Origin of the sequence: Vibrio tapetis subsp. tapetis, assembly GCF_900233005.1 — a bacterium.
Taxonomy (GTDB): Bacteria; Pseudomonadota; Gammaproteobacteria; order Enterobacterales; family Vibrionaceae; genus Vibrio; species Vibrio tapetis.
Window position 1 is genome coordinate 639,532 of sequence record NZ_LT960611.1, and the last position, 13,278, is coordinate 652,809.

The following is a 13,278-nucleotide window of genomic DNA, read 5'->3' on the forward strand; positions in this document are numbered from 1 at the left end:
TCAATGGAAACTGGCTTACTGTTTAAATGTACAGTGTCGTGATTTTGGCGTAGATACTTGAACAAATTAGAGCGTGAAGCTTAGCACGTTGCTAATGTAAGTGGTTGTTAAACATCTATGCAGAAAAATGATTGGTGTAGGATGTGCCCAATAAATTTGGTTCGTCGTCATTCATACTCAGTTCTGTCGGCGTAGCTAAACTTTACGCAAACATTAGCTACAGCTTCTAAATAGGCAGGTATCACAAGTCTTGTGATACTGGTAAAAACATTAGCATCCTGATAACTCCTAATCTTGCGTTATATAAGTAAGCTTAGGAGGACATTTTTCAAATAGCTCAATAACAATGGCATGGACCGGATTATTGGCGGTGAATATGGATTCTGTGGCGGTTACAGAATCATTATCTCAGTGCGCATTATGTGGTCAGATTTATGTTGAAAGCGTGGCGGGCAGTACCATTGCGCCAGCACTGGCCGCAGCCGCTAGGCTCTTTTAATATAAATCCTGTAATGCGCATTAATAAGCAACCATTTCTTTATTCCAATTTGGTCTATCCAACTCATTGATTTGTTGAAGTTTAACCTCCATATATGTGTTTTTATAGAGGTCTATTATATGTATACATTTATTGTTTTATCAGGTGAAGGCAGCGAAGATTGGTCACATGTTTTTTTGTCTGTAATTCCAGAACCTAATAGCATTCTGCTTTTTGAAGGCAACGAACGACATATTGAAAAAGTAGTTTTGACGAATATGCGAGAAAATATGGAGGCTAGGGGTATGAATAATACTGGGATATTACATTTAGAGCCACTTCCTGCGGATTTGGCTGATGTGTTATAAGGTTCTCTTGTCGTTATCCCAATAATGACATGTAACTAAGTCCGGTTTTTCCGGACTTTTTTGTTTGCCCAGCGAAGCTGGCAAACCCATTAGGCTGAAAGAAGCCTAAATCACCCTGATTGAGGGGAAGATAATCCGAATCGCAAGGGCGTTGCTGGCCAACGGCAGGGTTTGAAGGAAGCGATAGGAAGTTAACAGTACACAACGAAAGTGAACCTGATTCGGCAATTTAGGTGGGTAAGCGTGCAAAATAGCGTGAAGCCCGATACTCAATCAGACCTAGATTGTGCTTGAGGGTGGCATTGTTAACAGGGAGCCAGTGCAGTAACTGGGGAAGCCTGACACCACATCCGAGCAAACGTCGGAAGCATAAACTCAAGGCGAGAGCCAAGATCTATGTTGGTGCGAGGTGGCAGATGAATCCGTAGTAGTGAGTAAAGCTCGGCCGGTGAAGCCCAGTAATGGTGTGGAGGATAAAACTGAGCTGACCATCAGTAACACGTCTGATGGGACAACATTTTGCCAAAAGCAATCTGGTGTTGCGAAGGGATGAAGTACATTTTAAGTCTGTGATGAGCAGATGTTTTTTTTTCAGTGGTATACAAGTTGATTAGCTATCGAGGTATTCCGTCTCGGTCTTTGTGAAAGCAAAGCACTGAAGCGAGAAACCGTACAAGGGAGTAACTCTGACTCACTCTAGTAAATTGCCATTGAGCTAGAAGGCTAGAGAGTGGAGTGAAATACACCAACACTGTGAGAGAGCATTTGTCCCCACACGGCACACAATCTAAAGGAAAAAGTTGAGAGTTTACTACAGTTTATATGGTCACTTGCTCCACAAAGAGCGACTCTATAAAGGATTTAAAAAAGTGTGGAAAGCGAAAGGCGCGGCCGGAATAGATAGGCAGAGCCTAAGCGACTACGCCCAAAATCTGAGTGATAACCTAGATCAACTTCTTCTGGAACTCAAAACCAAGCGATACACCCCTCAACCCGTCAGACGGGTAGAAATACCGAAAGATGATGGTGGGGTGCGATTACTTGGGATCCCAACAGTACGGGATAGAGTTGTCCAACAAGCTCTAAATGATCTATTAACCCCAATCTTCGAAGAGCAGTTTCACCCATCCAGCTTTGGGTATAGACCGAATCGAAGTTGTCACGATGCTATAAACAAAGCGACGATGTTCATCCGTCGATACGGAATGCAACACGTCGTAGATATGGACTTATCGAAGTGCTTCGATAAGCTCGACCACGAGCTTATTCTAAAAAGCATTAAGAAACGAGTCACAGACAGTAGCGTACTGGAGCTCATCAAACAGTTCCTGAAAAGTGGCGTAATGGTTGATGGAGAGTGGCAGCATACCGAGATAGGTAGTCCGCAAGGTGGAGTAATAAGCCCACTGATAGCGAACATCTATCTGGATGCGTTTGATCAAGAGATGCGAAAGCGAGGACATCGAATAGTCCGTTATGCCGACGACATACTGATCTTCTGTCGCAGCCGTAAAGGTGCAGAAAATGCGCAAGTACAGGCAACGAAGGTCCTGGAAAAACAGCTCAAGTTAACGGTGAACGAAACCAAATCACACATAGCGCACAGCGGCGAAGGTGTGAAATTCCTTGGAATAGAAATCGGTAGCCATTATAGCCGTATTCAGCCAAAGAAAATGTCGACGTTCAAAGGAAAGTTGAAGCGAGTGACAAGACGCAATGGCGGTAAGCCATTGTTAGAAGTCATTAAACAACTGAATCCACTTCTGAGAGGGTTCAGCCAGTACTTTCGAATAGCGAATGCCAACAGGGAGTTTAAGAAACTGGCCGCGTGGTTAAGGCGAAGACTTCGCAGCGTCCAATTACGATTATGGAAAAAACCGACCCGACTCCACCGCAGGCTAAGACAGCTAGGTTACGAAGGGTCATTCAGGTATATCTGTATGGATAGTTGGAGAAATGCTGCGAGTCCATTAGCCAGTTACTCGATGCCAAATCAATGGTTTAACGACCTTGGATTAGTGAATCTTGAACACGTTAGGACAGGATATGTGTTCAGCCATTATGCTGAATGGAAATGTGCATGAGCCGTATACGAGGTCCGTACGTACGGTTCTGTGAGAGGGATGAGGCGGAGACGCCTCACCCTACTCGATGTTTTCGTGTGACATCGCGATAAACTTCCTTCCAGTCAAGCGCTTTTGCCCCTATTTAACTCGACGCATGACGACGAGAAACGACGGCGAAGACTGAGCAAGGAGGTCGAGGAGGAGAAGGAGAGTACACTATCTTTAATAGTGTACTCTTGTGCGGATTTCGCATTTTCCCGCAGGGATAAGGGCACAACTCCACGTTGATATGGTCGCTCCGGCCAAACAGCCCGATACGCGCGAAGCGCTCCCAATCTATGACACCGCGATAAACTTCCTTTCTTTCTTGCTAGAACCACCCTTGCAGAGCATCACAGCACCAAAGGGCGTTTTGCAACTGCAACCCTTATATCTATCAGTTATCAAGACTCGACGACTGACGACTGACGACGAACAACGACGGCGAAAACTGAGCAAGGAGGGTGAGAAGGAAATAGGAGAGGCCATTTACATTTGGGAAGGGGCCCCGTTTCGACGGGGAAGGGCTCCAAATTAAATGGCGTTTACTTTTCTATCGATACTATTTTTTCCATTAAAAATGGCCTCAAAAGGCCATCTTCAAAATTGTCACTTGTAATCGAAATGTTATCAGAACAAGTTGGGGTTACTGTTACACCCCAACTAACTCCGGACATCCGGAATTATCACCGTTTTCCTAGCGCTCTCTCAATCTCTCCAACCTCACCAATTGCTTCATAGTATTGGCCTTCGCTTGTATGCTCTATTCTGTCAAAAAACACCTCGTGGTCTGGGATCATTTTCCACGTCATCATAGTCACTAATTCACTAGGCCATTTGTTGATTGCCGTTTCTACAATGAAGTCTTCTAAGCTCATTTTGGTTGTTCTTTTGCCAGAGCATATTTCGTTTGCTGTTAGTCCAAGGTTTTCTGCCAATAACTGGATTTGAGTTGCTTTGGGTTCAGTTTCGCCATTTTCCCATTTCAAGTAGGTTTGCTTTGCTACTTTCACCAATTTTGCTATTTGCTCTTGGGTATAACCACGTTCTACACGCGCAGACTTAATTACATCTTTCAACACCACAAACTCCTTATCGATACTCTTTTTTATAACTATAACACTGCTTTTTTGTACCTAGCGGTTGAAGTGTGCTTTTTTATTATGTATGTTATAAAAAAACGTACTTGACAGGGTTTTAACTTGTACTTCATTGATAAGCTTTTCATGCAACAACAGTATCCCCAAGGTGGTCTTCCACTTGTTGGGACGCATGTGATTGAAAGGCTAGAAATGGAGACAGGGGAAGCATTACCTCCATCGGTTAATCAAAAGCGTTTAGAAGGATCATTTAGTACAAAGCTGACTATTAGGTGTGATGGTTACAAAGTTCGTGTAGAAGGAAATCCCTCTCGTTGGCAGCGGATGGATAATCTATTTGGGCTAACAACATTTGAAGAATGTGTAGCAATTTACAATCATATATTGGCGAAATACAACTTACCGCCATTCACTAAAAATACTCGTTTATGTCCTCGTCAAACACCGGATGGTAAGCCAATAAGTTTTATAGGTAATGGCGCTGAAATTACAGCTGTTGATTGGACTCAAAACTTATCAGTAGGTCAGGGGATGGAGGCATCATTCATTCGTGGAATGTCTTCTATGCAAATAGGTAGAGGTAGGAAGCCAACACTTTACCCTAACGGTATGACTTGTAGCTGGGGCTATGGTTCCAATTGGCGAGCAGACATACTTTATGCCAAAGCATTTGAGCTTAGAGAGCACCTCAAAAAAGACAAAAGAAAGAAAATAGGCGTGACGGTTAAACAGCTAGAATATATAGAAAAATTAATCAGTTATTGTGAAGAGCAAGGTGTCGTCAGACAAGAGCATAAATTACAGCAAATATTATTGAAGAAGCATAATTTACATTACTACGGGCTAAAAACAGAAGCAGATTATTTACCACATTTGAATGAAATCGAGAATGCCATGAAGACAATACAAATTAATCATGATGAACATAAAAGCATTGCTGACCAATTATTAGATCTGGGGATTGTTAAGAGTCGCCAAGCCGCAAATTCTACTCAGAGTTATGCAACGATGTGGCAGCACGGTACTGATTTACGCCAGGTCTTAAAACAAAGTCAATTTTACGAACATAAATCTCGGCTCAAGAAAATAGGTATAGATATCGGTCAGGTTTTTGATGTTACTCGCCTGTGTCCAACCTTAAAACGCTCAGAGTTAATTGAAGTAAAACCGCTCGCTATTCCAAATTGGTATCACTTACCAGTAGTTGCTAAGTCTAATGTTATGCCGTTTAAGGCAATCGCTTAAAGAGAAACTAGTATGTTAAAAATTGAAGTTTTCAAAGAAGACGTTAAATCGACACCAAGAACCATGCAGGGTAAAGATGGGAAACCACCGCGCACAATTTACGAACAAGATGCGTATGTATTTTTAGAAGGTCGCTTCCCGACATTGACCAAGGTTCAATTGGAAGAAGGCCAGCCGCCATATCAAGCGGGGATTTATACGTTTCATTCCTCGTCATACATCGTCAATCACTTCAATACGGTTGAATTGAAAAAATACGGTAAAATGATTGTCCCAATGGAGCCTGAACTATGAGTATTCCAACCCCTGAACAAATCAAAAAAGACGCTAGATTGCCTGAAAATGCTAATTTTCATGGATGGTTAATTCATAACCCTGAGTGTGATGATTTTCTTCTTCAGTATAAAGAACGCGCAGGTGTAATCAGTAAAAAGTGGTGCGGATTACCAGACGCCGCGATGCGTTTCAATCGTTATACGAGAGCCCTTAAAGTCTTAAAAAATTTAGAATTAGATGACCGCGCTATTATTGTCGTGGCTTTTGACCTTGGTAGCCAGATTATCGTAATTGGCCCTGATGTATTTCAAGATCGAATGTCTTTACCATCCGACAATCCATTTAGAGCGGGTCACCTTAACCGCTAAATAGCAAAGCCCGTAGCTGCATGAACAGTTACGGGCTTTTTACCACAACCAACTTAACTGGAGTTGATTATGACCGTTAAAGAATACACGTTATCAGACGCAGAAGCTAAGCTTGATACAATAGCCAGCATCTCATTGTTTTTGAGTACAGGTAATTGTCCTAGAGAAATAGCCTTCAACTTACAAGATCATATGCAAGATGAAATCGAGAATCTTCAAGGTATTTTAGGTTTCATGCGGATATATCCCCAAATCAAAGCTCAAGAACTGGAGCACGCTAGCGATTCATAACCGGTGTACTGGCCACTTATGAAAGAGCCCATGATGGTATTCGTCAGGGGCTTTTTTATTGGCCGTCACTGGTGACAACACTCACGCCGTTCAAATCATACCGCTGAACGGTGATAACTTTGCTTCGCAAATGTTTCTCCGTGAAGTGGAATAACGCACGAACCATCCAAAATTCCTCAATCAATTCAGACAACTACCATACCTTAGTGCGCATTATATACACTGATTTATGTTTAAAGCGTGGCCGTCAGTACCATTGCGAAGCACTGACGGCAGCCGTCAGGCTCTTTTAATATAAATCGTACAATGCGCATTAAGAGACTCTCATCATCTCGATACTTAGCGCTACTGCATATATGACTATCTTTCATGGTGTGCCTCTGGCCGTCCGTCCCTAACAGCACAAAAGCGGGTATGTTATTTCGATAATATACCCGTTCAAAGAAAAATAGCCTCCTTTCTGCAAAGCTGCTTTGCTTTATAGCCTGAAAGCATGGCGAGGAAGAGGAGGGCGAAGACTGAGCAACGACGATAACGAGCGATGCGAGGTCAGAACCCCCGTCTAGTATTACGGGGGTTAATCCCACGGAACCATCAACCCGCACCGTGTATTCGCAAGCGTAGCGCGCCAGTGTTTGAGCGCTAGCGAGTCTATCTCCGTCATTAATTTTTACTGTAAACTCAAGGGTTATAATTTAGGCTCGATTCTTTCTTTTTTCGATTCATCAGATTTATTTATAATCTCCCGCTCTACTTTTCTTTTAGAGTGCAAGCGTAACCCGATGATTTGAATGGTAAATATAATGCCATATATGAGCCTTATTTCTTTATCAATGCTACCTTGTAAGAGCTCAGGGCGACTGCTTAATACCGTGATGAGGGTTACTGGTGATAACACTGTAAGATTCGCTATGTTAAGAATTAGCGCTGCAACTGCATAAGAGTCTCTGTATTTATAGCTAGATAATGCTAATGCCCCTGATATGCCTGACAATAAAAAGCCCATAGGTACAAAGATACCGCATACAGCTAAAATTACAGATGAAAGCCCTAACCCTGTTCCTTTCATGCCAATATTCCTATTTATTCGAGCTCTTTCCAATGCCACTTCGCAAGATCTACTAATCTCTTTTTTTGTGTATTAGATCTTGTATTGCTTCATCGCTGTAATGGTCGATTAAGTGATTTACTATGTCAGATATTTTTAGTAGCTGACCAGTTTCGCTTCCTACCTTTATGGCACCTCTTTGAAGTTTTAGTTTTCTTGTCTCATTTACTCGTACGGTTGTATCGCCTCGTTTCATATCATTCTCTTTTTGTGACTTTACCTACAGTTTAATGCATATTGGATTTATTTATGCGCGCATGCGTATTTACTTTACATGCAAAATAGGCTTAGTATGTGCGCATGCAATATGTGAATTGAGATTGATAGGATATGAAAAAATTGGTTTTTACTCCAGATGAGCTTGAAATTGATACAGAAGCGACACCTTTCGTTTTTGTTGATTACTTGTCGTGGTCTATCCCTTACGCAGCACTTAGGCATGCTCACAAATCAGATTTAACGTCTCCTATCTGGGCATCACTTCCAAAAGCTGATTATCGAATGGCTAAAACTCCAGAACAAAAAGAAAAACTTGTCGAGCGTTATAAACAAAAATGGAACGTAGCCATGATGGATAGACTTGAAGCCTTTTGTCTTCATGTTCTTGGTCTTCGAATGTCTTCTTGGCGCGGTAAAGGCTTGTATGGGTATGAAGATTCTTGTCATCTGATGTCAAAACACTCTAATAAACACGTTGGTTTTATTGCCTTGGGTGGTAACCGTGGAACCTGTTATTTCCAAATTGAGGGGCTAGGGTGTCAGCATCTTTTTCAGCACACCTCTGCTTTTCGCTTGCATTGGTGGTTACAGCTTTTGGATTGTTCACGCCTTTCTCGTATTGATTTAGCGGTAGATGATTTTCACGGTTTGTTTGGGCGTGAGTACGCTAAAAAAGCCTATGCAGATGATGCCTTTCGAACACACCCTCAAGGTCGAGGGCCTAGTGCAGGTGAACGATATTTTGCTGAGTCGGGGGGTAAGGTGCTCAATGAATCTTTTGAGGTTGGTCAGCGTTCCTCGCGGATTTACTGGCGAATTTATAACAAGGCTGCGCAACTCGGCCTAGATATGTTTTGGTTTCGTAGTGAGGTGGAATTGAAAGACACGCCTATTGATGTATTGCTCGACATATCCGGCGTATTTGCTGGCTTGTGTGCATATTCAGCATCCATAGTCGATTCAATGCCAGTAAAGGTGGTCACAAAAAAGAAACAAGCTGCACTCGACATTCACGGGCGTGTTCGCTGGGCTCGTCGTCAAGTGGGGCGAACGTTGCACGATATTGCTAAACATTTTGGCGGTGATTTAGAAAAAACTTTCGGTGTATTGATATCGAAAGACTTTCATGACGATGGGCTGTCATTACCTGATACCTATCGAAAAGTAATAGACGAGATAATAGGAACTTAATATGAAATACGTAATTCTAGGCGCTTTCTATGCTGAGGGCGTAGGTAAAGACTCTGGTAAAAAATATGACTATGGTGAGCTCCATATCGGCGTCCCTTTTCAATCATGGGACAACAACAACGGAAAGGGGGTCGGTCGTGGTTTTGATGCTTCAAAACTTCAATTTAATAAAACGCCTGAGCTATTAGCAAAAATTGAGTCGGCTGCATTCCCTATTCTTGCTGATGTAAAAATGGAGCCTAGTCCTGAAGACCCAAACAAGAATATTGCACTTGATTTTGATGTGATCACTTCGTTGTTTGACAATCTCCATGACAAAGGGAAAAAGGCTATCTAATGGCCTCCTGTCTAATCCTCGGAGTGGACAGTTATTTAAAGGTAAGCCCTAGTTTGCCTTTAAACGAGTGTCAGTTGGTCGCTATATCCACTACGGAATATAACGACATGGTCACTACTCCAATTAATCAATTAACCATTGACCCTGAGATTTACACGCTCGTGTCTGGATACATGCTTTTATCATTTTTATCTGGTCATGTTTTAGGGCGAATTTTGAAAGGGTTAGGAAAAGGATAACACCATGAAAAACATGAAAATTAAAATCATCACTCTTACTGCTTTACTTGCTTCTGGCTCTGCGGCTGCTGAGGATTCAGCGATTACAACGGCTCTTAAAGCGGCTATTGCAACAGGTCAAGAGAACTACGGCTATGTTGTCGTAGGTTTGATTGCTTTGGCGGCGCTTGGCTTCGGGTTGCGTTCAATCACTGGCGGAATGAAGAGTGCTTAACGCTGCGGACACATCAAGCCTTTTAAGTATATTGCTTGGTGTGTCCATTTCCATGGCGTTCATCTATGGAATTTATACAGGTATCAACGCATCGTAATGGTGCGTTTTTTTTGCTTAAAATAGGGGGCTTAACATGGCTCGATTTTTAATTATTTTGGCCTTCTTGTTTACCTCCTTATCTCATGCAGCGGTGGTCAATGAATGCCCTAGCGGTGAAGTGAAAAACCATGCTGGCGTTTGTGAACAATACTGCTCGTTTAAGAAAAACATCAATAGTGAAGTCAGTTTGTCATGGTCAAAACTGGTTTATGGTGATGATGTCAAATCCGCTTGTTACGCTCGGGGTTACGTTGCTTGCAAGCTCAAAGCAACGGGTGCGGTTCAAATTGAAGTCAGCAGTCATTTGAATATACGAGACTTTACTTGGACAGGTGAAACTTGTCCTTTTGGTGAGTCTGGGGAGTTCTATGGCGGCAATGTTGACGGCTGTGTCATTGAACCTGGTTCAACGTCTTGTTGGGATGAAAACCCTCTGCCAACTCCTGATCCAAAACCACCGACAACAATTGATTGCACCGGTGATAATTGTAATAGTTTGCTTTCTTCTCATGTCTGGCAGGCTGTTAATGATTACGATGACTATGCCGATAAGACATTGAACATGATGGCGGCTGAACTTGGTCGTCGAGGTCAGTTAAATACAAAGCTTTCTAACCTCCAAGCATTGATTAACAATGTTGGCGTAAAGACCAGTAATGCTATTTCGGATGTCACGAACCTGACAGGCCAAATGGTTTCAGATACGAACGAAACCATGATCACTAAAATGAATGCTATTGCTAGTGATGTGAAATCTTCCACTACGGCTGTATCGCAAAGCTTAGCGGATTTATCGACGAAAACGGATGTTAATCGCCAGACTGTTACCTTGATGCAAGCACTTCAAAAAGGGGGTGATGATGCTCAATTGAAGTCGATAGATAGTAAGCTTAGGTCTGTGAAAGATTCATTGAATGACATTAGTAATTATGAACGAACAGAGCAAAAAGGCTTATTGAAATTTATTAGAAAAAATACAGATGGTATTAAAAAGAATGTTAACAAAGTAAACAACAATCTGAACAACACCAATAAAAAATTGGATGCCATTAACGAATCAAATAATGATATAGCCAATAAAACACAACAATTAATTGATGAACTGTCCGTTGCGGGTGGTCACATCCCAAAATCTAACATTGTGATAGACGACAATACATTTATTACCGACACAATGAGAAGCAAGGTAAAGGCAGATATTGAGCAATTAGAGTTGGATTACTCTAATAAAATAAAAGAGTTTAAATCTGAGTTTGATTTTAAAGCTGAATTAAAGAATGGTGGATTTAAAGAGCATAAGCTTGATTTATTCGTTAACGGTGAAACGCATAGTTTTTCTTCTGCTGTATTTGTTGGCTTAGTGGATAATGCAAATTATATTGCGGCTATCATTATGTTTATTGCAGCTATGGCAGGAATAAAAGTGATAATGAAGGGGTAGGTGATGGATTCTATTTACGATTTACTAGGTTCTATGTCAGATATGTTTAAGTCAGTTGAAGCTTATTTATTGGCGATACCAGATATGTTTGACGATTTACTCGCACATTTACACTACTGGTATATTAAAGGAAAGTTGACGTTTGCTCTGTTCTTTATCGAGCTTTCTTACAATACGGCCAAGGTGTTTCTTAATGAAATTGGTTTCAATCGATTAATTGAAACCTCGTTCAATGCTTTACCTGACGAACTTCGTTATTACGCTTTCTTGTTCAAAGTCCCAGACGCAATCACGTTGTATATGAATTGCTTATCAACGGCTCTTGTTATGCGTTTATCAAGGTGGTAATGACTTTATGGCTATCAGTATCAGAACGGGGGCTAACGGCTCTTACAAAACCGCTTATGTAGTTTGGTTTGTTATTCTTCCTGCTTTACGTGCGGGTCGTGTAGTGGTGACGAACATCGAGGGCATGGAGCCACTTCCTGAAATCGAGAGTCGTTTAGGCGAAAAATTCCCCTCTACAACTCGACTCATTAGGATATTTTCAAGGGATGTGGATGGGATTGACTTGTGGCAACACTTCTTTTGTTGGTGTCCTCTTGGGGCGCTTATCGTTGTTGATGAGTGCCAAGACATCATGTCTAAAAATATTGGCTTTGACTTAAGAAAAATTAAATCTCGTCCTTTCTCTGAGTTTGTTGATAATCTTCCTCCTGACTTCTCTGAGCTTTTTTATAGCCGTCACATCCCCGTTAATATGGATAGCCTTCGCTCTTGTGAGGTGGATGATAGGGGGCGTGCTGAATACGATTCTGACGGTAAAATCATTTATCCATTGTCCTTTAACGAGGGCTTCATGAGGCATCGTAAATACAATTGGGATATTGAACTGTTATCACCTGATTGGAAGCAAATAGATTCAGGAATTAAAGCCTGTGCTGAGCAAGCTTTCTTTCATAAAAATAATGATGGAATTTTTTGGTCTAAGAGGCGACCTTATATTTATAAGCATAAGTTATCGGCGGCCTCTATTGAATTACCAAAGAAAAACGATGTTAATTTAACAAAGGAAAAAATTCCTGTTGATGCTCACTTATTATATAAGTCAACAGGGACAGGCAAGGTGACGAAATCTGGGGGTGTTAACTTAATATTCAAGAACCCTAAGTTAATCATCGTAATGTTAATTGGTTTGTTTTGTTTGGGGGTGTTAATTAATGGTCTATCCAATTTGGTTTTTGGTGAATCGCAGGAAGTGGAAAAAGTGGAGGAGGTTAAGAAGGGAGAACAAACCAATAAGAACAACCAGAACAATACGGCATTGGCTTCTCAAGGTAATGAAAATGGTTCTGTTGTACATAGCGGTGGGAATACTGATTCGGTTTATATCGATGGGGATAATTTCCTTCATCTCTTAAACTCTCCAATCCCTGAACTTCAAATCAACGGTTTAAAGAATGTTTACCTAACCAGTTACACGTATATATTTCTGACCGAAAAAAGACCGTATGACGTGAAGTTGCGGTTGTCATTAAAAGTCGAGACCGATTCGGGTAGCTATCATATTAATGAATCTTACTTAAGACGCAAAAAGATTGGGTTTAACGTATTGGATGAATGCTTGCTTGAGCTGGTTAAAGACGAGCGTTCTTATCTGGTCGGTTGCGCTCCATTGGATGAGCCAACCGAAACCCAATACGCATCAAATGGTGCTAAGCCAATATCATTTTCCAAAGACATTTTAAAGCTCAACAATTGAAGTATAAAATTGATTGGTTTTTAGAGGTTATTTTTGGTTTTAAAAAAGCCACCTGAGTGGCTTTTTTAATTATTAAAAATTTTGATTAAGTTTCATCTACTGTATTTGAGTTTGCATTGTTTTTAACAGATTGAATCCCATTCTCTGCGTTTTGCTTAGTGCTATACATTTCGCTTTGCGCAATTACTTGGTTGTTATCTGCTTTTAGTACAAAGTAGTATGGTTGTGAAGTGTTTTTATCTGATTTCTTGATTACATATTTGCCCATTTTAAGCTCCGTATAAGGTAAGTTATGAAAGAGTCAAATCTCTTCCAGCTTACTATATGGGTTCTGTTACATACAATATCAAGTGCATATCGCATATGAATGGAAAATATTGTCATATTTGTTCGAGGTTTTTCTATTTGATTGATAGGCCGCTTGTTAGGCGTAAGTT

At 41.2% G+C, this 13,278-nt stretch carries 16 protein-coding genes; 13 read left to right on the forward strand and 3 right to left on the reverse strand.

The features are described from left to right. The first annotated feature begins 346 nt into the window (after window positions 1-346). The 3 genes from VTAP4600_RS25880 (at window position 347) to ltrA (ending at window position 2,930) form a co-directional block, all read left to right on the forward strand. Window positions 347-499, forward strand: coding sequence for a hypothetical protein (locus VTAP4600_RS25880; RefSeq protein WP_172443053.1), 153 nt, complete (start codon window positions 347-349; stop codon window positions 497-499). Between the two features lie 119 nt (window positions 500-618). Next, window positions 619-846, forward strand: coding sequence for a hypothetical protein (locus tag VTAP4600_RS02940; protein WP_012396984.1), 228 nt, complete (start codon window positions 619-621; stop codon window positions 844-846). 800 nt (window positions 847-1,646) lie between these two features. Next, a complete protein-coding gene (ltrA, locus tag VTAP4600_RS02945) occupies window positions 1,647-2,930 on the forward strand; it encodes a group II intron reverse transcriptase/maturase (protein WP_102521018.1) in 1,284 nt (427 codons plus the stop codon). Between the two features lie 707 nt (window positions 2,931-3,637). On the opposite strand, the gene VTAP4600_RS02955 is transcribed toward ltrA, so the two are convergent. Continuing rightward, entirely contained in the window at window positions 3,638-4,033 is a 396-nt protein-coding gene (locus VTAP4600_RS02955) for a helix-turn-helix transcriptional regulator (RefSeq protein ID WP_102521425.1), read from the reverse strand. 120 nt (window positions 4,034-4,153) lie between these two features. Here VTAP4600_RS02955 and VTAP4600_RS02960 point away from each other — a divergent pair, with 120 nt between their 5' ends. The 4 genes from VTAP4600_RS02960 to VTAP4600_RS02975 all read left to right on the forward strand — a co-directional run bounded on the left by VTAP4600_RS02960 (window position 4,154) and on the right by VTAP4600_RS02975 (window position 6,231). After that, entirely contained in the window at window positions 4,154-5,296 is a 1,143-nt protein-coding gene (locus VTAP4600_RS02960; RefSeq protein ID WP_102521426.1) for a phage/plasmid replication protein, II/X family, read from the forward strand. Between the two features lie 12 nt (window positions 5,297-5,308). After that, on the forward strand, window positions 5,309-5,590 hold the full coding sequence (locus VTAP4600_RS02965; protein WP_012396988.1) for a single-stranded DNA-binding protein: 282 nt from the start codon (window positions 5,309-5,311) through the stop codon (window positions 5,588-5,590). Beyond that, window positions 5,587-5,940 carry a hypothetical protein gene (locus VTAP4600_RS02970; RefSeq protein WP_012396989.1) on the forward strand — a complete coding sequence of 118 codons (354 nt, stop codon included), beginning with the start codon at window positions 5,587-5,589 and terminating at the stop codon, window positions 5,938-5,940. The genes VTAP4600_RS02965 and VTAP4600_RS02970 overlap by 4 nt, the downstream gene beginning before the upstream one ends. 69 nt (window positions 5,941-6,009) lie before the next feature. Beyond that, window positions 6,010-6,231 (forward strand): hypothetical protein, encoded by a 222-nt coding sequence (locus VTAP4600_RS02975; RefSeq protein WP_012396990.1) that lies wholly within the window; start codon window positions 6,010-6,012, stop codon window positions 6,229-6,231. Between the two features lie 688 nt (window positions 6,232-6,919). On the opposite strand, the gene VTAP4600_RS02980 is transcribed toward VTAP4600_RS02975, so the two are convergent. After that, window positions 6,920-7,300: a hypothetical protein gene (locus tag VTAP4600_RS02980; protein WP_102521427.1), complete on the reverse strand. Its 381-nt coding sequence runs from the start codon at window positions 7,298-7,300 to the stop codon at window positions 6,920-6,922. Between the two features lie 369 nt (window positions 7,301-7,669). Here VTAP4600_RS02980 and VTAP4600_RS02990 point away from each other — a divergent pair, with 369 nt between their 5' ends. From VTAP4600_RS02990 to VTAP4600_RS03020, 6 genes are all read left to right on the forward strand, one after another. Beyond that, window positions 7,670-8,749, forward strand: a complete 1,080-nt coding sequence (locus tag VTAP4600_RS02990) for a replication initiation factor domain-containing protein (protein WP_102521428.1) — start codon at window positions 7,670-7,672, stop codon at window positions 8,747-8,749. Window position 8,750: 1 nt separating this feature from the next. Beyond that, window positions 8,751-9,086: a hypothetical protein gene (locus tag VTAP4600_RS02995; protein WP_102521429.1), complete on the forward strand. Its 336-nt coding sequence runs from the start codon at window positions 8,751-8,753 to the stop codon at window positions 9,084-9,086. Window positions 9,087-9,329: 243 nt separating this feature from the next. Next, the gene (locus VTAP4600_RS03005; RefSeq protein ID WP_415239672.1) at window positions 9,330-9,539 is read left to right on the forward strand and encodes an LPXTG cell wall anchor domain-containing protein; all 210 of its coding nucleotides are present in this window, start codon (window positions 9,330-9,332) and stop codon (window positions 9,537-9,539) included. Between the two features lie 133 nt (window positions 9,540-9,672). Beyond that, entirely contained in the window at window positions 9,673-11,079 is a 1,407-nt protein-coding gene (locus tag VTAP4600_RS03010) for a hypothetical protein (RefSeq protein WP_102521430.1), read from the forward strand. 3 nt (window positions 11,080-11,082) lie between these two features. Beyond that, window positions 11,083-11,427, forward strand: a complete 345-nt coding sequence (locus VTAP4600_RS03015) for a DUF2523 family protein (RefSeq protein ID WP_102521431.1) — start codon at window positions 11,083-11,085, stop codon at window positions 11,425-11,427. A 7-nt stretch (window positions 11,428-11,434) separates the two neighbouring features. Next, window positions 11,435-12,841 carry a zonular occludens toxin domain-containing protein gene (locus VTAP4600_RS03020; protein ID WP_102521432.1) on the forward strand — a complete coding sequence of 469 codons (1,407 nt, stop codon included), beginning with the start codon at window positions 11,435-11,437 and terminating at the stop codon, window positions 12,839-12,841. A gap of 85 nt (window positions 12,842-12,926) precedes the next feature. Here VTAP4600_RS03020 and VTAP4600_RS03025 read toward each other — a convergent pair whose 3' ends face one another. Further along, window positions 12,927-13,109 carry a YegP family protein gene (locus tag VTAP4600_RS03025; protein WP_102521433.1) on the reverse strand — a complete coding sequence of 61 codons (183 nt, stop codon included), beginning with the start codon at window positions 13,107-13,109 and terminating at the stop codon, window positions 12,927-12,929. Between the last annotated feature and the right edge of the window lie 169 nt (window positions 13,110-13,278).

Excerpts from the sequence above, each read along its gene's own strand:
- VTAP4600_RS25880 (WP_172443053.1), top strand. The coding sequence starts at position 347 with ATGGCATGGACCGGATTATTGGCGGTGAATATGGATTCTGTGGCGGTT.
- VTAP4600_RS02940 (WP_012396984.1), top strand. The coding sequence starts at position 619 with ATGTATACATTTATTGTTTTATCAGGTGAAGGCAGCGAAGATTGGTCA.
- VTAP4600_RS02965 (WP_012396988.1), top strand. The coding sequence starts at position 5,309 with ATGTTAAAAATTGAAGTTTTCAAAGAAGACGTTAAATCGACACCAAGA.
- VTAP4600_RS02970 (WP_012396989.1), top strand. The coding sequence starts at position 5,587 with ATGAGTATTCCAACCCCTGAACAAATCAAAAAAGACGCTAGATTGCCT.
- VTAP4600_RS02975 (WP_012396990.1), top strand. The coding sequence starts at position 6,010 with ATGACCGTTAAAGAATACACGTTATCAGACGCAGAAGCTAAGCTTGAT.
- VTAP4600_RS02980 (WP_102521427.1), bottom strand. The coding sequence starts at position 7,300 with ATGAAAGGAACAGGGTTAGGGCTTTCATCTGTAATTTTAGCTGTATGC.
- VTAP4600_RS02990 (WP_102521428.1), top strand. The coding sequence starts at position 7,670 with ATGAAAAAATTGGTTTTTACTCCAGATGAGCTTGAAATTGATACAGAA.
- VTAP4600_RS02995 (WP_102521429.1), top strand. The coding sequence starts at position 8,751 with ATGAAATACGTAATTCTAGGCGCTTTCTATGCTGAGGGCGTAGGTAAA.
- VTAP4600_RS03005 (WP_415239672.1), top strand. The coding sequence starts at position 9,330 with ATGAAAAACATGAAAATTAAAATCATCACTCTTACTGCTTTACTTGCT.
- VTAP4600_RS03010 (WP_102521430.1), top strand. The coding sequence starts at position 9,673 with ATGGCTCGATTTTTAATTATTTTGGCCTTCTTGTTTACCTCCTTATCT.
- VTAP4600_RS03015 (WP_102521431.1), top strand. The coding sequence starts at position 11,083 with ATGGATTCTATTTACGATTTACTAGGTTCTATGTCAGATATGTTTAAG.
- VTAP4600_RS03020 (WP_102521432.1), top strand. The coding sequence starts at position 11,435 with ATGGCTATCAGTATCAGAACGGGGGCTAACGGCTCTTACAAAACCGCT.
- VTAP4600_RS03025 (WP_102521433.1), bottom strand. The coding sequence starts at position 13,109 with ATGGGCAAATATGTAATCAAGAAATCAGATAAAAACACTTCACAACCA.